This window comes from Elioraea thermophila (ex Habib et al. 2022), assembly GCF_003336755.1.
In the GTDB taxonomy this organism is placed as follows: domain Bacteria; phylum Pseudomonadota; class Alphaproteobacteria; order Acetobacterales; family Acetobacteraceae; genus Elioraea; species Elioraea thermophila.
On sequence record NZ_QMDI01000002.1, the window covers coordinates 117,949 to 139,423 of the forward strand.

The following is a 21,475-nucleotide window of genomic DNA, read 5'->3' on the forward strand; positions in this document are numbered from 1 at the left end:
CGAGCCTACACGGTTTTCCGCCTCAGGGCATGGTGGCGATTCGCAGCGCGTTCGTGGTGCCCGAGGTACCGAAGGGCATGCCGGCGATGACGACGATCTCCTCGCCCGACTGCGCGAACCCCTCTTGTGCGGCGATGCGCACCGACTTCGCCACCGCCTCGCTCATCGAGTGCGCATCCGCCGTCACGATCGGATACACACCCCAGGCGAGGCAAAGCCGGCGCGCCGTCTCCTCGCGCGGGGTGAGACCGAGGATCGGAGCCTCAGGCCGCTCGCGGCTCATCCGCAAGGCGGAGGAGCCGGACATGGTGAAGGTGGCGATGGCGCGCGCCCCGATGGTGTGCGCGACCTGGCGGGCGGCGGCGACGATCGCATCGGCCGATCGCCGCTCGGGGGGCGAGCGCGTGGCTTCCAGGATCTCGCGGAAGGTGGGATCGGCTTCGACGCGGGCGACGATGCGGTCCATCATCGCCACCGCCTCGCGCGGGTAGGCGCCGGCCGCGCTCTCGGCCGAGAGCATCACCGCATCCGCCCCGTCGAACACGGCGGTGGCGACGTCGGAGGCCTCGGCGCGGGTGGGGGTGGGGGCGGCGATCATGCTCTCCAGCATCTGCGTCGCCACCACCACCGGCTTGCCCGCGCGCCGGCAGGCCTTCACCACGCGCTTTTGCACGAGCGGAACGTTCTCGGGGGGCAACTCAACGCCCAAGTCGCCGCGCGCCACCATCACGCAATCCGATTGGGCGACGATCTCGTCGAGCTGCTCCAGCGCGGAGGGCTTCTCCAGCTTGCTCATCACCCAGGCCCGGCCGTCGATCAGCGCGCGCGCCTCCGCCACGTCCTCGGGCCGCTGCACGAAAGAGAGGGCGACGATCTCCACCCCGCGTTGCAACGCGAAGTCGAGATCGCGGCGGTCCTTCTCCGTCAGCGCCGGAATTGGCAGCGTCACGTCCGGCACGTTCACGCCCTTGCGGTCGCTGATCGCGCCCGCCACCACCACCTCGCACTCGAGATGGTCGGGCCGCACCTTCGCCACACGGAGCTTCACCTTGCCGTCATCGATCAGCAGCGTGGAGCCGATGCGCGCGGCGTGAATGATCTCCGGGTGAGGGAGCTGCACGCGTCGCGTGTCGCCCGGCACCGGCGAGAGGTCGAGGCGGAAGGTCTGGCCCTGCTGCAGCTGCACCTTGCCGCCGCGGAACACGCCGAGGCGGAGCTTCGGCCCCTGGAGATCCGCCAGCACCGCGATCTGCCGCCCCGCGCGCTTCTCGAGCGCCCGGATCGCCTCCAGCCGCGCGGCGTGATCCTCGTGCGAACCGTGGCTGAAGTTGAGGCGGAACACGTCAGCGCCCGCGTGCCACAGGGCCGCGATCATCTCAGGGCTCGATGAGGCGGGGCCCAGGGTGGCGACGATCTTGGTGCGGCGATGGCGCCTGAGCGCGGGCCTCTCGCGCATCGGGGCGGGCGGGGAGTGGGAGGGCGACATGGATCCTGCTCAGGCAATGAGGATGGCGCGGATGTCGTTGACATTGGTGAGGGTGGGTCCGGTGACGACGAGATCGCCGAGCCGGGCAAAGAACGTTCCGGCATCGTTGGCGGCCAGCATCGCGCGGGCGTCGAGCCCCATGGCGCGAGCGCGGGCCAAGGTGTCGGGCGCGACGATGGCGCCGGCGGCCTCCAGGTTGCCGTCCTTGCCGTCGCTGTCGGCGGCGATCGCCCAGATGCCCTCCCGTCCGCCGAGCGCGAGCGCGAGCCCCAGCAGGAAGGTGGTGTTGCGCCCACCCCGGCCGGAGGCGCCCTGCAGCGTGACCGTGGTCTCGCCGCCGGAGAGGAGCACGCAGGGTGCCGCCGCCGGCACGCCGTGGTCGCGCACGCTGCGCGCGATCCCCGCGAGCGCCGTCCCCACCACGGCCGCCTCGCCCTCGATCGCATCGCCCAGGATCAGCGGGGTGAGGCCCCGTTCGCGCGCCACCCCGGCCGCCGCCTCGAGGCTCGCAAAGGGGGTGGCGAGGAAGCGGAACGCGGCGGAAGCAAGCCGCCGGTCGCCGGGCTTCGGGGTCTCGTCCTCGGCGCGGGCGAGGTGGGCGGCGACGGCGGGCGGCACCTCGATCCGGTAGCGATCGATGATCGCGCGCGCCTCGGCGAAGGTGGTGGGGTCCGGCACCGTGGGGCCGGAGGCGATCACCTCGGGGTCGTCGCCCGGCACGTCGCTGATCGCGATCGTCACCACCCGCGCCGGGTGGGCGGCGGCGGCGAGGCGCCCGCCCTTGATGGCGGAGAGGTGTTTGCGCACGCAGTTCATCTCGTGGATGGTGGCGCCGGAGGCAAGCAGGGCGCGGTTCACCGCCTGCTTGTCGGCGAGCGTGAGGCCGGGCGCGGGCAGGGCCATCAGCGCCGACCCGCCGCCGGAGATGAGGGCGAGCACGAGATCGTCCGGCCCGAGGCCCTGCACGGCGGCGAGGATGCGCCGTGCGGCGGCTTCGGAGCGCGCATCCGGCACCGGGTGCGAGGCTTCGAGCACGCTGATGTGCCGGGTGGGCGCGCCATGCCCGTCCGGCACCACCACCACGCCCGCGACCTCGCCCCAGGCGGCTTCGACGGCGGCGGCCATGGCCGCCGCGGCCTTGCCGGCACCGACCACCACCACCCGGCCTGGGGGCTTCGGCGGCAGGCAGGCGGCGAGGCGCGGGGCCGGGTCGGCGGCGGCGATCGCGGCGTCCAGCATCGCCCGCAGTGCGGCCCTCGCCCTGTCGTCGTTCAGCGCCTCTGCCCTCACCGTGCCGTTCCCTCGTTTCCGTTCCTGCGGCGGAGTCTGGTCGATCGCCTGAGCCCGCGCCATGTAGCAGGCGAGAGCGACCCGGCCCATGGAGGAAAGGATGACAGTTGCCGAGATCGACGACCGCACGCGGGTGGAGCTGGAGGCCGCGGCCTTCCGGCGCCTCGTTCAGCACCTGCGCGAGCGCACCGACGTGCAGAACATCGACCTGATGAACCTCGCCGGCTTCTGCCGCAACTGCCTCGCCAAGTGGTATCGGGCGGCGGCTGAGGAGCGCGGCATCGCGCTCTCCGACCCCGAGTCGCGCGAGATCATCTACGGCATGCCGTACAAGGAGTGGCAGGCGAAGTATCAGCGCGAGGCGAGTGCCGCGCAGCTCGCCGCCTTCGAGAAGGCCCGCCCGCACGAGCATTGATCCCGCCCCGGGGGCGGACTATGCCTCCCGGCCCCCGGGTTCCGAAGGAGGGCCATGCATGGCCAAGGCGCAGCAGACGGCGACCGCGACCCGCAAGGGCACGGCGGAGGCGGACGACGCGAGCTACGGCATCGCGGCCGACCGCCTGCGCAGCCTGGTGGAGCGGATCGAGCGGCTGGAGGAGGAGCGGCGGGCGCTCGCCGCCGACATCAAGGACGTCTACGCGGAAGCGAAATCGGCCGGGTTCGACGTCAAGGTGATGCGCCAGCTCATTCGTCTGCGCCGGCAGGACCAGGCCGAGGTGCAGGAGCAGGAGTCCTTGCTCGACCTCTACAAGCGGGCGCTTGGGATGGGGTGACGGGATGGGGGCATGTGGGGGAAGGGCCGATCGGCCCTTCCCCCACACCCCTATCCCTCTTTTCCTTCATCGTCGTCGAGATAGCCGAGGCGGCGGTTTTCGATGTCGTAGACGCGCTGCATCTCGACGAGGAAGCGGGCGTAGCGCTCCTCGCCTTCGGGAAGCTGCGCGCACCAGTGCTTGTAGGAGAGTTCGGTCATCAGCGCCTCGCCGTAGTCGCGGAAGGGGAAGACGTCCTTCGCCGCGGCGAGCTTGGCGTCGATCGCGTCCATCTCCCGGCGCATGTGGTCGAACAGGTAGGCTTGCAGCTCGGCGCGCTTGCGATCCGCCTCCGGGTCGGCATCGAAGAGGTCGCGCTGGGCGGGTGTGGTGCTGAACAGGTCGCCCTGCGCCTGGTTGCGTCGTGCCATGGCGGAGAGGGTAGGCAGCATGCGGCCCGCCCGCAACCGTCCTGCGTGCAGCCGCTTGCCATCAGCCACTTGCGCTGAAATCCTCGCCCTCCGTCGCATGGTCGGGAGGGGCGCGGTGACGAATCGTTGGCGCGAGGCGCGGTTGCCGGAGGTCATCGCGGCCCTTGCGCGCCGCCCGGGCCACGAGCAGGTGCGCGTCCTGCTCGCCGAGCTGTTGCGCGAAGGCCTCGGCATCGACCCCGCCCAGCTCCGCCAGGAGGACTGGCGTGCCCGCGTGCGCGGCCGAATCGACACCCTGTTCGGCGACACGCTGTTCGAACTGAAGCGTGACCTGAGGCAGGAGCGGGCGGAGGTCGAACGCCGCCTGCCCGACTACCTGGCCGATGTCGAGCGCGAGACGGGGCGCCGTGCGCTCGGCATCGCGACCGACGGGGCGGTCTGGATCGCCTTCGAGCGCGGCGAGGAAGGCCTCGCCGAGCTTCGCCGCTTCGAGCTTGCGGCCGACACCGCCGACCCCGCCGCCCTGTTGCGCTGGCTCGAACCGGCGGTGGGGGTGAGGGGCGACCTTGCGCCGGAGGCGCAGACGGTCCGCGAGGAGCTGGGGCGCGAGAGCCTGGTTTGGGCCAGGGCGAGGGGAGAGCTCGCACGGCTCTGGCGCACGCTCGCCGACAACCCGGAGGCCCAGCTCAAGCGCAAGCTGTGGGACGACCTGCTGGCCGAGGTGTACGGCACGCGCATCGGCGACGAGGCGTTGTTCCTGCAGCACACCTACCTGACCATCGTCGCCAAGACGATCGCCCTGCACGTGCTGGAGACGCGGGCCGAAAGCGCGGAGGCGCTGCTGTCGGGGCGGGCGCTCGCCGAGGCCGGCATCGTCGGCGCGGTCGAGTCCGATTTCTTCGACTGGGTCCTGCACGCGCCGGGCGGGGATGACTTCGTGCTTCGGCTCGCGCGCCAGACCGAGCGCTTCCGCCTGCACGACGCCGAGACCGACGTGCTGAAGGCGCTCTACGAGAACCTGATCGATCCGTCCGAGCGCAGGATCCTCGGCGAGTACTACACGCCCGATTGGCTCGCGGCCGAAATGGTGCGGGCGGCGATCCCCCGCCCGCTCGAACAGACCGTGCTCGACCCGGCCTGCGGGTCGGGGACCTTCCTGTTCCGCGCCGTGCGCCGCCTGCTGGAGGCCGCACGCGAGGCCCGGCGGCCCATCCGCGAGGCGGTGGCGCTGGCGGCGGAGCGCGTGCGCGGCATCGATATCCACCCGGTCGCGGTCATCTTCGCCCGCGTGACGTGGCTGCTCGCCCTCGGCGAGGCGGTGCGGCAGAGGCCGGAGCGTCTGTCGGTTCCGGTTTTCCTCGGCGATTCGATGCAGTGGAACCTGCGCGAGGCGGTGGGCGGGCGCGACGTGGTGGTGGCGGTGCCCGACGATGCGCCGATCACCATTCCGGCCGGCTTCGCCGAGAACCAGGCGGCCTACGACGCGGGGCTCGCCGAGCTTACGCGAGCGCTTCGGCAGGGGACCGAGGAGGGCCTTGTTGCCGCCCTCCGCCGGCTGAATGGGGTGTCGGAAGCGGATGCCCGCGCCATGGTGGCGCCGTTCCGAAGGCTGAGGGCGCTCTACCAGGCTGGGCGGAACGACATCTGGCCCTTCGTGCTGCGCAACTTGGTGCGCCCGCTCTGGCTGTCGCGGGCGGAGAATCGGGCGGAGGTGGTGATCGGCAATCCGCCCTGGGTTCGCTACAACGACCTCGCCCCTGCGATGCAGGACCGGTTGCGTGAGGCGCTCAGGCGCGAGCGCCTCTGGGCCGGGCAACGCTATGCCACCAGCCAGGATCTTGCCGCCCTCTTCTGGGTGCGCAGTGCCGAGCGCTACCTGAACGAGGGTGGCAGGATCGCGTTCGTGCTGCCGCACGGGTTTCTCACGCGCCCGGCTTTTCGTGGGGTGCGGCAGGGCGTGCATGCGACCACTCGGCTCGTCATCGAGGCGGGCTGGCGCCTGGATGGGGCGGAGCCGGTGTTTCCGAATCTCGCCTGCGTGCTGTTCGCGCGGCGTGTTGCCCGGCCGGCCCGGGGGCATGGGGAGGCGACGGTGCTGCCGGCGACGGTGCGGGCCTGGGTGGGGCACCTGCCGCGGCGGGACGCGACGGCGGCGGAGGCGGCGCAGGCGCTTCGCGTACGCGACGAGCCCTGGCCGCAGGAGGTGGAGCACGAGGGGCGGAGCCCGTACGCACGGCGTTTTCGCGACGGAGCGACTATCTATCCGAGGCGGTTGTTTTTCGTCGAACCGTTGCCCGCTGGCAGGCTCGGCGCCAACCCGGCTGCGCCGCGGGTGCGCGGGCGGGCGGGAAACCTGGACAAACCGCCGTGGAACGCGGTGACGCCGCCGCAGGGCCCGGTGGAGGCCCGCTTCCTGCGCCCGGTGGTGCTGGGGGAAACCATCCTGCCCTTCCTCCTGCGGACGCCGGCCACCGCGGTGGTGCCGATGGGGGAGAACGGAACGGTGATGGATGCGCGGGCGGCCGACATTGCGGGGTTTCCCAATCTGACTGCTTGGCTGCGGGATGCGGAGGCGAAGTGGGCGGCGCATGCGTCGCGGCGGGCAAGCGGGGAGCTGAAGATGGGCTTGCGCGATAATCTCGATCACTTGCGGAAGCTCTCGATCCAGCACCCGCCGGCCCCGCTGCGGGTTGTCTACGCGAAGGCTGGCACTCACCTCGCGGCAGCGATCCTCAGCGGCTCCTCGGCGCTGGTCGACCACACAGCGTATTGGGCAGCCGTGGAGACGATGGAGGAGGGGCGCTACCTCACCGCCATCCTGAACGCCGACGAAACCCGGCAGCGCGTCGAACGCTTCCAGGCCCGGGGGCTGTTCGGGCCCCGCCATTTCGACAAGTTGGTCTGGCAGGTGCTCGCCATCCCCGAGTTCGATCCCCGCAACTGCATCCATCGCCGCCTCGCCGAGGCGGCCGCGCAGGCGGAGGCCATCGCAGCGTCTGTTCCGCTCGAGGAGTCGCGGCACTTCCGCGCCCAGCGCGCCGCCATCCGCCGGGCGCTGGCCGAGGCCGGGCTGGCGGCGGAGCTGCACGCGCTCGTCGCCGAACTCCTGGGATAGGGGTGCGGGGGAAGGGCCCATCGGCCCTTCCCCCGCCATGCGCCGGCAAGACCCACCGGCTAGGGCAGTTGCCAGAAGCGGCCGGAGAGCCAGCCTTCGGCCATGAATCCCTCACCGATTTGAGGCTGACATCCGCCAGACACCGCGTCGGTCATCAGCACGCCGATCTTGCGCCCGCCCGCTGCGACGTCGACGCGCCGCACCCGGGTGCCGAGAAACGGCTCGGGCAGCGGGTCCCAGACGCGGGTCACGGTGCCGCAAACGACGGCCTCGTCCGGTGCGGGGCAGGGTGTGAGCCAAGTTTCCATCGGCGTGGCGGGAAAGACGACACCGTAGGCGAGGAGACCGACGGCGAACCGGATGGGCCGGTGGGGCTGATAGAGGTCGCGGGTCAGCGGCCAGAACAGGTCGTAGAAGGCGATCGTTCCGGTCTCTTCGCCGATCGCTTCGAGGATGGCCGCCCGGCGATCGGGCGCAAGCCAGGTGCGCGTGAGGATGAGCCCGATGTCCGGCCCGCAGAACAGGTCGGGGACGATGTGCGTGAGGACGAACCCATCCTCGGTCGGGTCGGCCTGGAAGAGGAGGTGGCCGACACCCTCGGGCACTCCGAGCAGGTGGATGGGGGGCTCGGTGGGTGGCACGACGGCGCGACAGCCATCGTAGCGGGCCAGGTCGCCGGCGGTGAAGGGCCGGCGGGCGAGGGGGAGGGCCTCGGCCAAGCGGTCGAGGCAAGCGGCCTCCGCGGTCGGCCCGAAGGCAGACCAGAGAAGGTCCGTTCTGCGGGCCGACCAAGCCTCGGCGGGAAGGTCGTGCCACCAGGATGTGTCGAGCGGGCTGGGTGTGGACATCGGGCGACGGCAGGGGTTGGGGCGGCGGAGACGTTTCCTGGAGACGTTTCCCGGGATAGGGGTGCGGGGGAAGGGCCCATCGGCCCTTCCCCCGTGTGGCGTCCCGATCCCCTCGCGGGGGAAGGGACGGGTCCCTTCCCCCGCATGCCCCCATCCCCCTAGCCCGTCCGGGGCTGACGCAGCCGCGGGGTAGCCTCGCCACGCGGAAGGGTTTCGCGCGCCCGGACGACGGCGCGGCCGGAACGCCCAAAGGTCCAAAGGGCCAAGGGCGTAAAGCGGCGCCCTCAGCGGTAGAGCGAGGCCACCGCTTCCGCGTGCTCGGCGAGCACGGCCGCCCGCCGCACCTTCTGGGTGGGCGTGAGCAACTGGTTGTCGATCGTGAACGGCGGCACGATCTTCCAACGCCGCACGCGCTCGTGCACGGCGAGCTGCTTGTTCGCGGCCTCGACCGCCAGCGCCACCGCCGCCTCGTCCGCGCCTTCCGCCGGCACGATCAGCGCGACCAGATGCGGCTGCCCGTCGCCGGCCACCACGGCCTGGGCGATCGCGGGGTCGCGCATCAGCACGCCCTCCACCCGCGCCGGGCTCACCATCTCGCCCGCCGAGGTCTTGAGGAAGTCCTTCTTGCGGTCGGTGATGATCAGGTAGCCGTCGTCGAGGCGGCCGATGTCGCCCGTGTGCAGCCAACCCTCGGCGTCGAGCACGGCGGCGGTCGCTTCGGGGTTGTTCCAGTAGCCCTGCATGACGAGGTCGCCCCGGACCAGGATCTCGCCGTCCGCGGCGATCTTCACCTCGACCCCGGGCAGGGGCTTGCCCACGGTCTCGATGCGGATCGCGCCCGGCGGATTGGCGGAGATCACCGGCCCTGCCTCCGTTTGCCCGTAGCCCTGGAAGATCGGCACGCCGAGGGCGAGGAAGAACCGGCCGACCTCGGGGTCGAGCCGCGCGCCGCCCGACATGATCCCCTTCAGATGCCCGCCGAAGCGGGCACGCACCTTCCGCCGCACCAGGCGGTCGAGCAGAGGGTCGATGAGGCCGAGCCAGCCCAAGGGCTCGCCGCGCACGCGCCTCAGCCCGGCCTCGAGGGCGAGGTCGAACAGCCGCTTGCGCCACCCCCCCCCGACGTTCGACCTGAAGCAGGATGCGGTCGCGGATGACCTCGAACAGCCGGGGCACCGCCGTCATCACGGTCGGCCGCACGTCCAGCATCTCCGCCGCCAGCCGTTCTGCGCCGGTGGAGTAGAAGATGTTGGTGCCGATGGAGAGCAGGAAGAACTGCCCGCAGGTGTGCTCGTAGGAGTGGGAGAGGGGCAGGAAGGAGAGGTAGACCTCGGAGTTGTAGATCAGGCCCAAGGGAGAGAGCAGTTCCCACGCACCGCGGCAGTTGGCCCGGATGGCGCGGTGCGGCTGCATCACCCCCTTCGGCAGACCGCCGGTGCCGGAGGTGTAGATCAGGCAGGCCGTCTGTTCGGGAGGGATGAGGGCGGCCTCGGCGGCGATCTCGTCGATCCTCATCGGCCGGCCCGTCGCTTCGCCCCAAGTAACGACAGGCACGCCCTCGATCTCGCCCACGTCGTCCATGGCGACGATGAGATCGAGCCCGTCGGCGAGGCGTGCTCCCTCGAGCACGCGCCGAGCGAGAGCGACGTTGGACACGATGGCGACCCGAGCCCCCGAGTCGCGCAGGATGTGGGCATGATCCGCCGGCAGGTTGCTGGTGTAGGTGGGGACGGAGATCGCCCGCAGCGCCATCACCGCCGTATCCGCGATCGGGAACTCGGGCCGGTTCTCGGAGACGATCAGCACCCGATCGCCGGGCGCCACCCCGCGGGAACGCAAGGTGACGGCCAGGGCGGCCGCCCGCCGGCCCAGCTCGCTCCAGACCATCGGGTACCAGTCGTCGGGACGCTTGCGCCACAGCACCGGGCGCGCTCCCCAGCGCTCGGCACGCTCGAAAATCATTGCCGCGCAGTTCGGCCAATCGGGATAGGACGCCGTCACCCCCGGTCTCCTCGCTTCCTTGCGACCGTCACCGTCCTCGCAACCGGTTGCATGCCCCGGCTGCCGTGCCATATCGGCGCCAGACGCGTCAGTGCAGGACTCCTCCGTGCTTCTCCATCCGATGCCAACGGCCGCGCCCGAAGCCCCCGTCGCCCAGGCCGAGCCTGCCGCCTTGCCGGCCTGGGACCTCAGCGATCTCTATCCGGGGATGGACGCCCCGCAAATCAAGGCGGACCTCGACCGCGCCGAAGCCGAGGCGCGGCGGTTCTCCGATGCCTACAAGGGCAAGCTGGCGACCCTCTCCGGGGCGGAGCTTGCCGAGGCGATCGCCGAGTTCGAGCGGATCGAGGAGATCCTCGGCCGGGTGATGTCCTATGCCCAGCTCGTCTTCGCCGAGGACGCGACCGACCCCAAGGTCGGCCGCTTCTACCAAGGCTGCAACGAGCGGGTCACCGCGATCTCCTCCCACCTCATCTTCTTCACCCTCGAACTCAATCGTCTCGAGGACGGCGAGCTCGAGGCGAAGATGCGCGGCACGCCGCTTGCCCGCTGGCGGCCCTGGTTGCGCGACCTCAGGGTGTTCCGGCCGCATCAGCTGTCGGACGAGCTCGAGCGTCTGCTGCACGAGAAGGATGTCACGGGACGGGCGGCCTGGAACCGTCTGTTCGACGAGACGCTCGCCGATCTGCGCATCCCCGTCGAGGGCAAGGAACTGACGCTGTCGGATGCGCTGAATCGCCTCTCCGACCCCGACCGCGCCCGGCGCGAGGCGGCCGCCCGCGCCATCGGCTCGGTACTCGGGCGCAACATCCGCCTGTTCGGCCTGATCACGAACACGCTGGCCAAGGACAAGGAGATCATCGACACTTGGCGGCACTACCCGCGCCCAGAGAGTTTCCGCAACCGCGCCAACATGGTCGAGGACGAGGTCGTCGAGGCGCTGGTCTCCGCCGTCACCGCCGACTATCCGCGGCTTTCGCACCGCTACTACGCGCTGAAGGCGCGCTGGCTCGGGCTTGAGAAGCTCGAGTACTGGGACCGCAACGCGCCGCTGCCGGAGGATGACGACCGCAAGATCCCCTGGGACGAGGCGACGCGCCGCGTCCGCGCGGCCTATCGCGCCTTCTCCCCGGAGCTTGCCGACATCGGCGATCGCTTCTTCACCCACGCCTGGATCGATGCCCGCCTCAAGCCGGGCAAGACACCGGGCGCCTTCGCGCACCCGACCGTTCCGTCGGCGCATCCGTACTTGCTCCTCAACTACCACGAGCGGGCACGCGACGTGATGACGCTCGCGCACGAACTCGGCCACGGCGTGCACCAGATCCTCGCCGCCTCGAACGGCTACCTGATGTCCTCCACACCGCTGACGCTGGCCGAGACCGCCTCGGTGTTCGGCGAGATGCTCACCTTCCGCGCCATGCTGGACGAGGAGAAGGACGCGCGTCGGCGCCGCATCCTGCTCGCCGGCAAGGTGGAGGACATGCTGAACACGGTGGTGCGGCAGATCGCCTTCTACCGCTTCGAACAGCAGGTGCACCACGAGCGCCGCTCCGGCGAACTGCCGGCCGATCGGCTGGGTGAAATCTGGCTGTCCGTGCAGACGGAAAGCCTCGGCCCCGCCTTTCGTTTCGCCGACGAATACCGGTACTACTGGGCCTACATCCCCCATTTCATCCACAGCCCCTTCTACGTCTATGCCTACGCCTTCGGGGACTGCCTGGTGAACGCGCTCTACCAGCTCTATCGTGAGGGGCACCCGGGCTTCGAGGCGAAGTACCTCGAGCTCCTCCGCGCAGGCGGAACGAAGCGGCACAAGGAGCTGCTCGCTCCATTCGGTCTCGATGCCTCCGACCCCGCCTTCTGGAAGAAGGGGCTCGACGTGATCGCGGGCTTCATCGACGAGCTCGAGAAGGACATGCCGTGATGGCGGACCAGGCTGTGGCGACGCGGGCGATGGCAGCCGAGGAGAAGGCCTCTGTCTTCGGGCAACTGAAGCGTCTCGCGCGCACCTCGGGCGCGGTGACGGGCATCGCCGCGCGGGTGGCGGGAGAGCGGCTGTTCGGCTTCAAGACCGATCGCGCCGAGCACGCGACGGAGCTGAAGGCGATCCTCGGCGGGCTGAAGGGCCCACTGATGAAGGTGGCGCAGTTCCTCTCCACCATTCCCGACGCCCTGCCGCAGGAATACGCGGCGGAACTGTCGCAGCTGCAGGCGAACGCGCCGGCGATGGGTTGGCCCTTCGTCAATCGCCGCATGCAGGCCGAGCTCGGCCCCGATTGGCAGGCGAAGTTCGCCTCCTTCGGCCGCGAAGCGGCGGCCGCGGCCTCGCTCGGCCAGGTGCACCGCGCCACCTTGCCGGATGGCCGCGCCGTTGCCTGCAAGCTGCAGTATCCGGACATGGCGAGCGTGGTCGAGGCCGACCTGCGCCAACTGAAGCTCGCCATGGCGCTCTACCGCCGCATGGACAACGCGATCCAGCAGGAGGAGCTCTACGCCGAGATCGCGGAGCGGCTGCGCGAGGAGCTCGACTATTCGCGCGAGGCCGCGCAGATGCGGCTCTATGGCCGGATCTTCGAACGCGACCCGGACGTGCACGTGCCGACCCCGATCGAGGGCTACTGCACCCCACGCCTGCTGACCATGACGTGGCTGGAGGGCAGGCCTCTGATGCGGGTGATCGAGGAAGACCCGCCGCAGGAGGTGCGCAATCGCCTTGCCACCAACCTGTTCAAGGCCTGGTACGTGCCTCTGTATCGTTACGGCGTGATCCACGGCGACCCGCACCTCGGCAACTACCAGGCGCGGGCGGATCATTCCGTCAACCTGCTCGATTTCGGCTGCATCCGCGTCTTCCCCGCCCACTTCATCCGCGGCGTGATCGATCTTTACGAGGCGATCCGCGACAAGGATGAGGAAAAGGCGCACCACGCCTACACCGTCTGGGGGTTCAAGGACCTCACGCGCGAGAAGATGGCGGTGCTGAACATCTGGGCCGAGTTCCTGTACGAACCCCTGATGCAGGACCGCGAGCGGCTGATTCAGGAATCGGACGATCCGCAGTTCGGCCGCAAGGTGGCGCTCGAAGTGCACGCGGGGTTGAAGCGCATCGGTGGGGTGAAACCGCCGCGCGAATTCCTGCTGATGGACCGCGCCGCCATCGGGCTCGGCAGCGTCTTCCTGCGCACGCGCGCCAAGCTGAACTGGCACCGCCTGTTCCACGAGCTGATCGCCGACTTCGACGTCGCGGCGGTGGATGCGCGACAGAAGCAGGCCCTGGCCGAAGCGGGGGTGCCGGCTGCGGCCTGACGGGGCGCCCCGGATGAGATGGGCGAGCGCGATCTTCCCACCGAAGGAGAGCCGACCTCGGCTCGGCTCCTGCGGCTGAGCGTTGAGGCGAGCGGCGACACGGTAGACCTCGACTGGGTCGTCGGACGGCTGGGCGAACGCTCATTCGGTTTGATCATCGCCCTTCTGGGAGCCTTGTCGCAGCTGCCCGGGGTCAGCGTTCTCGCGGGCATCCTTCTTCTGTTTCCTGGCGTGCAGATGATGCTCGGGCGGGACAGGGCATCCTTTCCGGCGTTTCTCGGCAGGCGTCGCATCACGGTCGCCAACCTGAGACGAATGGTGACCACCGCAACGCCGTGGCTGGTGCGGCTCGAGCGCCAGGTGCGACCGCGTTGGCCGACACCGTTCGCGTTGACGAGGCGCGTCACCGGGCTCCTCGTGGTCGTTCTCGCCCTTCTCCTGCTGGCCGCGCCGTTTCCGTTCATCGGCGTGCCATTCGGCGCGGCGCTGGTCGTTCTCGCGGTTGGATACCTGGAACGTGACGGGATCGTATTCGCGATGTCCCTAGCCGTGACCGCGACCATCGCGGCGGGGGCTTTTTGGTTGGTGCTGGCGCAGGCGCGATGAGCCGGTTCCCGCGCGTGCGACGTCACGCTGCTTGTTTCGCCACCCGGCGCCACTCGGTGAGCAGGAACTCGGTGTAGCCGTTCGGCTGCACCCGCCCCTTGAAGATCAGATCGCAGGCGGCACGGAAAGCCGGGCCGTCGTAGCGCGGCGCCATCGGCCGGTAGGCGGGGTCGCCGGCGTTCTGGCGATCCACCACCACCGCCATGCGCTTCAGCGTCTCCATCACCTGCGCCTCGGTGACCACGCCGTGGGCGAGCCAGTTCGCGATGTGCTGCGAGGAGATGCGCAACGTCGCGCGGTCTTCCATCAGCCCGACGTCGTTGATGTCCGGCACCTTCGAGCAGCCGATGCCCTGATCGATCCAGCGCACGACATAGCCGAGGATGCCCTGGCAGTTGTTGTCGAGCTCGGCCTGGACGTCGGCAGGGTTCCAGTTCGGCCGATCGGCCACCGGAATGGTCAGCAGGTCGGCGAGCTTGGCGCGCGGGCCCTGGGCAGCGATTTCCTTTTGCCGCGCCAGCACGTCCACCTCGTGGTAGTGGAGGGCGTGCAGCGTGGCTGCGGTGGGCGAGGGGACCCAGGCCGTGTTGGCCCCCGCCTTCGGGTGTGCGATCTTCTGCGCCAGCATGTCGGCCATCCGGTCCGGCATCGCCCACATGCCCTTGCCGATCTGCGCCCGCCCGGGCAGGCCGCAGGCGAGCCCGACATCCACGTTGCCGTCCTCGTAGGCGCGGATCCAGGCGGCGTTCTTCATCTCGTTCTTGCGGATCATCGCGCCCGCTTCCATCGAGGTGTGGATCTCGTCGCCCGTGCGATCGAGGAAGCCCGTGTTGATGAACACCACGCGATCCGCCGCCTCGCGGATGCAGGCGGCGAGGTTGACGCTGGTGCGCCGCTCCTCGTCCATGATGCCCATCTTGAGGGTGAAGCGCGGCAGGCCGAGCAGATCCTCGACGCGCGCGAACAGGTCGTTGGCGAGCGCCACTTCGGCCGGGCCGTGCAGCTTCGGCTTGACGATGTAGATCGACCCCGCACGGCTGTTGCGGAACCGGCCCAGGCCCTTGAGGTCGTGCAGCGCAATCAGGCTGGTGACGGCGGCATCGAGGAAGGTCTCCGGGATCGGGTTACCGGAGGCATCCAGCACGGCATCGGTCATCATGTGGTGGCCGACGTTGCGCACCAGCATCAGGCTGCGCCCCGGCAGCGTGACGGTTCCGCCACCGGGCGCGGTCCAGCTGCGGTCCGGGTTGAGCGCGCGTTCGATGATCCGGCCGTTCTTCTCGAAGGTGGCGGTGAGCGTGCCGCGCATCAGCCCGAGCCAGTTGCGATAGACCGCGACCTTGTCCGCTGCATCGACGGCGGCGACGGAGTCCTCGCAGTCCTGGATCGTGGTCACCGCGCTCTCCAGCACGATGTCGGCGATGCCGGCGCGGTCCGTCCGCCCGATCGGGTGGTCACGATCGAGCACGATCTCGACGTGCAGGCCATGGTGACGCAGGAGAATGGAGGAGGGGCCCTCCGGCGCACCGTTGAAACCGACCAACGAGGAGGGCTCCCGCAGACCCGTCTCCGCACCCGCGATCGACACGACGAGGACGCCGTTGCGAACCCGATACGCCTCCGCCTCCGCGTGGCTGCCGCGGGCGAGGGGAGCGACGAGATCGAGCACGGCTCGGCCCTTGGCGATCACCTTCGCACCGCGGGCAGCATCATAGCCGGAGAGATTCGCCGGCAGAGGCTCGAGCGCATCCGTGCCGTAAAGCGCGTCGTAGAGCGAGCCCCAGCGGGCGTTCGCGGCATTCAACGCATACCGTGCATTCGAGACCGGAACGACGAGCTGCGGCCCAGGGGTTAGCGCGATTTCGGCATCGACATTCTCGGTGCGGATCTGGAACGGGGGCGGAGCGGGGACGAGGTAACCGATCTCGCGCAGGAACGCCTCATAGGCGGCAGCGTCGTGCGGCCGCCCCCGCCGGGCGCGGTGCCAGGCGTCGATCTCGCCCTGCAGCCGATCCCGCTCCGCGAGCAAGGCAGCGTTGCGAGGCGCGAGCTCCGCCAGCAGGGCCGCGAAGCCCTGCCAGAACGCCTCCGCCGAAAGCCCCGTGCCCGGGATCGCCTCGTCGGCGACGAAGGCCGCCAACTCGCGCGCGACCGAAAGGCCGGCGAGCGTGATGCGCGACATGCTGCGTTCCCTCCGTTGCAGTGCAGCAATCCCCTATCACCGATCCGTCATCGTTTGTCGAGAGCGTCCGTCGTCGGCCCTTGCTGAGCGTTGCCCGATCGGGCAGACAAGCGGGGTTCGAGGCGGGGGGCCGGCCCCGCTCCCAAAGACAAGGGTATGTGGACAATGCGCCTTGCGGTGCCGAAGGAGCGTCGTCCGGGCGAGGCGAGGGTCGCCGCCACCCCGGAGACGGTGAAGAAGCTGCGCGGGCTCGGGCTCACCATCGTCGTCGAGTCCGGCGCAGGCGCCGGCGCCGCGATCCCCGATGCGGAGTATCTGGCGGCCGGGGCGGAGCTCGCCCCCGACCCGGCGACCACCTTCGCCGACGCCAACATCGTGTTCTGCGTGCAGGCCCCGCTCGGCCCTGGCGAGGGCGAGATCGACCAGCTCTCGCTCATCCCCCGCGGCGCGCTGCTCATCGGCGGCCTCAACATCTGGTCCGACCCGAAGCGAGCCGAGGCGTATGCGCAGCGCGGGATCGACGCCTGCGCGATGGAACTGCTGCCGCGCATCACCCGTGCGCAGAGCATGGACATCCTCTCCAGCCAGGCGAACCTTGCCGGCTACCGCGCCGTGATCGAGGCGGCGATGGAGTATCCGCGCGCCTTTCCGATGATGATGACGGCGGCCGGCACGGTCGCTCCGGCGGCAGTCTTCGTCATCGGCGCGGGCGTGGCTGGGCTGCAGGCGATCGCCACCGCCCGTCGTCTGGGCGCCAAAGTGTCGGCGACCGACGTACGCCCGGCCGCGAAGGAGGAGATCAAGTCGCTCGGTGCCACCTTCGTCGGCGTGGAGACCGAGGAGACCAAACAGGCGCAGACCGCGGGCGGCTACGCCAAGGAGATGAGCGAGGACTTCAAGCGCCGCCAGGCCGAACTCATGGCCGAGACGGTGAAGAAGCAGGACGTCATCATCTGCACCGCGCTCACCATGGGCCGTGCCGCACCGAAGATCATCACCGCCGAAATGGTCGCCTCGATGAAGCCCGGATCCGTGATCGTCGACATCGCCGCCGATGCCGGCGGCAACTGCGTGCTGACCCGGCCCGGCGAACGCGTGGTGACGGAGAACGGCGTGTCGATCCTCGGCTGGCGCAACTGGCCTGCCCGCATCCCCGTCGCCGCCTCGGCGCTGTATGCGCGCAACCTGCTCACCTTCCTCACCGCCTTCTGGGACAAGGAGGCGAAGGCTCCGAAACTCGATGCCAACGACGAGATCGTGCGCGGCGTGCTGCTCACCCGCGGCGGTGCGGTCGTGCATCCGCAGTTCGCGCCGAAGCCCGCCGAAGCCGCCTGACGAAAGGAAACCTGTCGATGAGCACGACCGACTTCGCATCGTCGGCCGCCGATCTCGCGCGCGACGCGGCCGCTTTGGCCGAACGCGCCCAGGCGCTGGCCGCCCAGGCGGCCGCCGCCGCCGGGCCCGCGGCCGAAGTGATCGAGCCGTTCCTGTTCCTGCTCTCGATCTTCCTCCTTGCCTGCTTCGTCGGCTACTACGTGGTGTGGAACGTCACGCCGGCGCTCCATTCGCCGCTGATGGGCGTGACGAACGCGATCTCCTCCGTCATCGTGGTCGGTGGCCTGCTCGCGGTCGGCCTCGCCGAAGATCCCATCGCTCAGGTGTTCGGCTTCCTCGCCGTGCTGCTCGCCTCGGTGAACATCTTCGGCGGGTTCCTCGTCACCCACCGCATGCTGTCGATGTTCCGCAAGAAGGGAGGCTGAGCGTCATGGGGGCCACGCTGACGACGCTCGCCTATCTCGTCGCGTCCGTCTGCTTCATCCTTGCCCTGAGGGGCTTGTCGCATCCCGAAACCTCGCGCCAGGGCAACCTGTTCGGCATGGCGGGGATGGCGATCGCGATCATCGCCACCCTGCTCCGCCCGGGCATGGGCGGCTACCTCTGGATCCTGCTCGCCATCGCCATCGGCGGTACCATCGGCGCGGTGATCGCGCAGCGCATCCAGATGACGGCGCTGCCGCAGCTCGTCGCCGCCTTCCACTCGCTGGTCGGCATGGCGGCGGTGTTCGTCGCCGCCGCCGCGCTCTACAGCCCGCAATCCTTCGGCATCGGCACGCCGGGCGCGATCAAGACCGCCTCCTTGATCGAGATGAGCCTCGGGCTCGCCATCGGCGCCATCACCTTCTCGGGGTCGGTGATCGCCTTCGCCAAGCTGCAGGGCATCATGTCCGGCAAGCCGATCATCTTCGCCAATCAGCACCTGTTCAACCTCGTGTTGGCGATCCTGCTGCTGGTGCTGGTGGCGGTGTTCGTCGGCACCGAATCGCACCTGCTGTTCTGGGTGATCGCGGCTCTCGCCTTCGCTTTGGGCTTCCTGATCATCATCCCGATCGGCGGGGCGGACATGCCGGTCGTGATCTCGATGCTGAACAGCTACTCCGGCTGGGCGGCCTGCGGCATCGGTTTCACGGTGGGCAACCTGATGCTGATCATCGCCGGCGCCCTGGTCGGCGCCTCGGGTGCGATCCTCTCCTACATCATGTGCAAGGGGATGAACCGCTCGATCATCAACGTGCTGCTCGGTGGCTTCGGCACCGACGCCGCGACCGCCGCGGCTGCCGGGGCGGCGGGCGATCGGGCGGTCCGGGCCGGTGCGGCCGATGATGCGGCGTTCATCATGAAGAACGCCTCCAAGGTGATCATCGTGCCCGGCTACGGCATGGCGGTGGCGCAGGCGCAGCACGCGGTGCGCGAAATGGCGGACCTCCTGAAGAAGGAAGGCGTCGAGGTGAAGTACGCCATCCACCCCGTCGCCGGCCGCATGCCGGGCCACATGAACGTGCTGCTCGCCGAGGCGAACGTGCCGTACGACGAGGTGTTCGAACTCGAGGAGATCAACAACGAGTTCTCCACCGCCGACGTCGTTTACGTGATCGGCGCCAACGACGTGACCAACCCGGCGGCGAAGACGGATCCGAAGAGCCCGATCTACGGCATGCCCATCCTCGAGGTGGACAAGGCGAAGACGGTACTGTTCGTCAAGCGCTCGATGGCGTCCGGTTACGCCGGGGTGGAGAACGAACTCTTCTACCGCCCCAACACCATGATGCTGTTCGGGGACGCGAAGAAGATGACGGAGGAGATCGTCCAGGCGCTCGGGCACTGACGGGCGGGGCGTACGCCCCGCTCAACGCAAGACGAAGGAAGCAGGAGCGTCCTGGGCCGCGCGGCCGACGGCTTGCGGCGATGCCGTGGCGACACGGCTTGGTGCGCGGGCGGAAGGCCGTGCCGCACACCGCCACCGTTCAGGAGTGTCAGGCGGGAGCCGCTTGGTCGCTGTCGGCTCTCTCCGCGGTCGCTGAAACCACCTCTCCCGGCAGGGCGGCGACGGTGACATCGACCGACACGGCGAGCCCCTGGAAGTCGCCTGCCCCGCCGATGAAGCTGCCGCTGACCGGCACCGCTTGCTCAGGCGTGCGGGTGACCGCCACCCGGATCAGGTTGCGCCCTGCCAACAGCCCGTTCGTCGGGTCGAACTCCACCCAGCCCGCACCGGGAACGTAAACGTCGCACCAGGCGTGGGTGGCACCGCCGCCGACCATCGGGTTCTCCGAGCCGATCAGCCGGTCGTCGTAGAGGTAACCGGAGACGAAACGGGCGGCGATGCCGAGGCTACGGCAGGCCTCCATCATCAGGAGCGCGAAGTCGCGGCACGCGCCGCTTCGTCGCGCCAAGGTCTCGGGCGCGGGCCGCGTCCCTTCCTCCTCCCGCGCTTCGTAGGCGAAGTCCGCCTTGATCGCGCGCGTGATCGCCGCAAGCAGCTCCGCCGTCCGCGTCGGTCCTTCGGTGTTGAGGAAGGACTTCGCCCACAGATCCACCGTCCGTTCCGGATCGGAATCGTGGCGGCGAAGATAGGGGGCGAGGTCGTCCGCCTCCTCGGCCGCGTAGGCGAAGGGGTGCGTCTCGGCATAGGGCTCGATCAGCGAGGCGACGTCGAGCGGTGCCGCCGGGTAGTGCTCGAGCGCGATGGTGGAGACGAATTCGAGCACGTCGCTTTCGTCGTCGAACGAGGCGATCGCGATCGAGTTGCCGAACACCCCGTGCTTCCAGCGAAGCCGCGCCGGCGGCGTGGTGGTGAGCGTGGCGGAGACGAGGCGCAGGTCGTGGCTGTCGCGCGGCCGCAGCATCAGCCGGTGGTCGCCGAACCGCACCGGCCTCGCGTAGTGGTAGGTGGTGCGGTGCACGATGGTGACGCGCGGCATGATGTCCTCCAGGCGACGAGGGACCGGGATCAGGGAAGCAGCACGGTGGCGGCAGCCTGCGCGGCGATGCCCTCGGCGCGACCAGTGAAGCCGAGCCCCTCGGTCGTCGTCGCCTTCACCGAGACCGAGGCGACGTCGATCCCCATGAGGTCGGCGAGTCGGGCGCGCATCGCCGCGGCATGGGGCGCGATCTTCGGCCTCTCGCAGATCAGCGTGACGTCGGCGTGCAGGATCCTGCCGCCCCGCGCCGCCACCCGCCCGGCGGCATGGCGCAGGAAGAGTGCGCTGTCGGCATCCTTCCAGCGTGCGTCCGAGGGCGGAAACGCGGTGCCGATGTCGCCCTCGCCGAGCGCCCCGTAGATCGCATCGCACAGGGCGTGGATGCCGACATCGGCATCCGAATGACCGGCAAGCCCGAGCGGGTGCGGCACCGCCACCCCGCACAGCATCAGCGGACGCCCCGCCGCGAAGCGATGCACGTCGAAGCCGGTGCCGACGCGCGGCAGCAGGCGGGCACCGACCAGCGCCTCGGCGCGGATGAGGTCCTCGCGCGTGGTCACCTTCAGGTTGTCCTCCGCCCCGGCGACCAGCCGAACGGTGAGCCCCGCCGCCTCGGCGACGGCCGCGTCGTCCGTGCAGTCGGGCACGCTCGCGGCGCGATGCGCGGCGAGGATCGCGCTGTAGCGGAACCCCTGCGGCGTCTGCACCCGATGGAGGCCCTCGCGCGGCACGGTGCGCTCCACCACCCCGGCACGGGCCGCCTTCAGCGTATCGGTGACGGGGAGGGCGGGGATCGCGGCCTCCGCGCCCTGTGCCAAGGCGTCGCAGACGGCATCGATGACGCGTTCGGGCACCAGGGGGCGGGCGGCGTCGTGGATCAGCACGGCATCCGGTGCATCCTCGGCCAGCGCCTCGAGCCCCGCGCGCGCCGAGGCCTGACGCGTGGCGCCGCCGGCGACGACCGGCAGCGCCGCCACGGTCGGGCAATGCCGCCGGATCGCCTCCCGATCGCCGACCACCACCACCCGCCGCACCCGCCGGTGCGCGGCGAAGGCGGCGACCGAGCGGGCGAGAATCGGCATCCCGGCGAGCGGCAGGAACTGCTTCGGCAGGCCGCCCCCGAAGCGCGTGCCGGAACCCGCCGCGAGGATCAGCGCATCGATCCGCATGATGGCTCACGCTATGGGGAGGAGAGA

The 21,475-nt window shown here is 70.0% G+C and carries 17 protein-coding genes and 1 pseudogene; 9 read left to right on the plus strand and 9 right to left on the minus strand.

All coding sequences use genetic code 11. From position 1 onward, the window contains the following. Window positions 1-22 precede the first annotated feature (22 nt). Window positions 23-1,486, minus strand: coding sequence for a pyruvate kinase (gene pyk / locus DWB05_RS02380; protein ID WP_232818359.1), 1,464 nt, complete (start codon window positions 1,484-1,486; stop codon window positions 23-25). Between the two features lie 9 nt (window positions 1,487-1,495). Beyond that, on the minus strand, window positions 1,496-2,725 hold the full coding sequence (locus DWB05_RS02385) for a glycerate kinase type-2 family protein (RefSeq protein WP_232818434.1): 1,230 nt from the start codon (window positions 2,723-2,725) through the stop codon (window positions 1,496-1,498). Between the two features lie 151 nt (window positions 2,726-2,876). Between DWB05_RS02385 and DWB05_RS02390 the strand changes: the two genes are divergently transcribed. Both DWB05_RS02390 and DWB05_RS02395 read left to right on the plus strand, forming a co-directional pair. Beyond that, entirely contained in the window at window positions 2,877-3,191 is a 315-nt protein-coding gene (locus tag DWB05_RS02390; RefSeq protein WP_232818360.1) for a DUF1244 domain-containing protein, read from the plus strand. A gap of 58 nt (window positions 3,192-3,249) precedes the next feature. Continuing rightward, window positions 3,250-3,549, plus strand: a complete 300-nt coding sequence (locus DWB05_RS02395; protein ID WP_114374681.1) for a DUF2312 domain-containing protein — start codon at window positions 3,250-3,252, stop codon at window positions 3,547-3,549. Window positions 3,550-3,599: 50 nt separating this feature from the next. On the opposite strand, the gene DWB05_RS02400 is transcribed toward DWB05_RS02395, so the two are convergent. Beyond that, entirely contained in the window at window positions 3,600-4,028 is a 429-nt protein-coding gene (locus DWB05_RS02400) for a hypothetical protein (RefSeq protein ID WP_157967043.1), read from the minus strand. A 46-nt stretch (window positions 4,029-4,074) separates the two neighbouring features. Here DWB05_RS02400 and DWB05_RS02405 point away from each other — a divergent pair, with 46 nt between their 5' ends. Continuing rightward, entirely contained in the window at window positions 4,075-7,074 is a 3,000-nt protein-coding gene (locus tag DWB05_RS02405; RefSeq protein ID WP_114374685.1) for an N-6 DNA methylase, read from the plus strand. Window positions 7,075-7,133: 59 nt separating this feature from the next. Here DWB05_RS02405 and DWB05_RS02410 read toward each other — a convergent pair whose 3' ends face one another. The 3 genes and pseudogenes from DWB05_RS02410 to DWB05_RS14805 form a co-directional block, all read right to left on the minus strand. Further along, a complete protein-coding gene (locus DWB05_RS02410) occupies window positions 7,134-7,922 on the minus strand; it encodes a hypothetical protein (protein WP_114374687.1) in 789 nt (262 codons plus the stop codon). Window positions 7,923-8,206: 284 nt separating this feature from the next. After that, window positions 8,207-8,986 (minus strand): AMP-binding protein, encoded by a 780-nt coding sequence (locus DWB05_RS14800; RefSeq protein ID WP_232818361.1) that lies wholly within the window; start codon window positions 8,984-8,986, stop codon window positions 8,207-8,209. A 130-nt stretch (window positions 8,987-9,116) separates the two neighbouring features. Then, window positions 9,117-9,995 (minus strand): annotated as a pseudogene (locus DWB05_RS14805) (AMP-binding protein); the annotation flags it as partial. Window positions 9,996-10,044: 49 nt separating this feature from the next. Here DWB05_RS14805 and DWB05_RS02420 point away from each other — a divergent pair. Genes DWB05_RS02420 through DWB05_RS02430 form a run of 3 tightly spaced genes read left to right on the plus strand, consistent with a single transcriptional unit; the run spans window position 10,045 to window position 13,838 of the window. Continuing rightward, window positions 10,045-11,850 (plus strand): M3 family oligoendopeptidase, encoded by a 1,806-nt coding sequence (locus DWB05_RS02420; protein WP_114376504.1) that lies wholly within the window; start codon window positions 10,045-10,047, stop codon window positions 11,848-11,850. After that, entirely contained in the window at window positions 11,850-13,232 is a 1,383-nt protein-coding gene (locus tag DWB05_RS02425; RefSeq protein WP_232818362.1) for an ABC1 kinase family protein, read from the plus strand. Before DWB05_RS02420 ends, DWB05_RS02425 begins: the two co-directional genes overlap by 1 nt. An 18-nt stretch (window positions 13,233-13,250) precedes the next feature. Beyond that, on the plus strand, window positions 13,251-13,838 hold the full coding sequence (locus DWB05_RS02430) for an exopolysaccharide biosynthesis protein (protein WP_114374689.1): 588 nt from the start codon (window positions 13,251-13,253) through the stop codon (window positions 13,836-13,838). A 22-nt stretch (window positions 13,839-13,860) separates the two neighbouring features. Here the strand turns inward: DWB05_RS02430 and DWB05_RS02435 are convergent, their stop codons facing one another. Continuing rightward, a complete protein-coding gene (locus DWB05_RS02435; RefSeq protein WP_114374691.1) occupies window positions 13,861-16,020 on the minus strand; it encodes a malate synthase G in 2,160 nt (719 codons plus the stop codon). A gap of 165 nt (window positions 16,021-16,185) precedes the next feature. Here DWB05_RS02435 and DWB05_RS02440 point away from each other — a divergent pair, with 165 nt between their 5' ends. The 3 genes from DWB05_RS02440 to DWB05_RS02450 are packed head-to-tail and all read left to right on the plus strand — an operon-like array spanning window position 16,186 to window position 19,183. Continuing rightward, window positions 16,186-17,355 (plus strand): Re/Si-specific NAD(P)(+) transhydrogenase subunit alpha, encoded by a 1,170-nt coding sequence (locus tag DWB05_RS02440; protein ID WP_114374693.1) that lies wholly within the window; start codon window positions 16,186-16,188, stop codon window positions 17,353-17,355. Between the two features lie 17 nt (window positions 17,356-17,372). Then, window positions 17,373-17,780, plus strand: a complete 408-nt coding sequence (locus DWB05_RS02445) for a proton-translocating transhydrogenase family protein (RefSeq protein WP_114374696.1) — start codon at window positions 17,373-17,375, stop codon at window positions 17,778-17,780. Between the two features lie 5 nt (window positions 17,781-17,785). Continuing rightward, a complete protein-coding gene (locus DWB05_RS02450) occupies window positions 17,786-19,183 on the plus strand; it encodes an NAD(P)(+) transhydrogenase (Re/Si-specific) subunit beta (protein WP_114374698.1) in 1,398 nt (465 codons plus the stop codon). 148 nt (window positions 19,184-19,331) lie between these two features. Here DWB05_RS02450 and DWB05_RS02455 read toward each other — a convergent pair whose 3' ends face one another. Together DWB05_RS02455 and DWB05_RS02460 are read right to left on the minus strand one after the other, a co-directional pair. Continuing rightward, a complete protein-coding gene (locus DWB05_RS02455; protein ID WP_114374700.1) occupies window positions 19,332-20,279 on the minus strand; it encodes a transglutaminase family protein in 948 nt (315 codons plus the stop codon). A 29-nt stretch (window positions 20,280-20,308) separates the two neighbouring features. Continuing rightward, a complete protein-coding gene (locus DWB05_RS02460; protein WP_114374702.1) occupies window positions 20,309-21,448 on the minus strand; it encodes a bifunctional 2-C-methyl-D-erythritol 4-phosphate cytidylyltransferase/2-C-methyl-D-erythritol 2,4-cyclodiphosphate synthase in 1,140 nt (379 codons plus the stop codon). Window positions 21,449-21,475 lie beyond the last annotated feature (27 nt).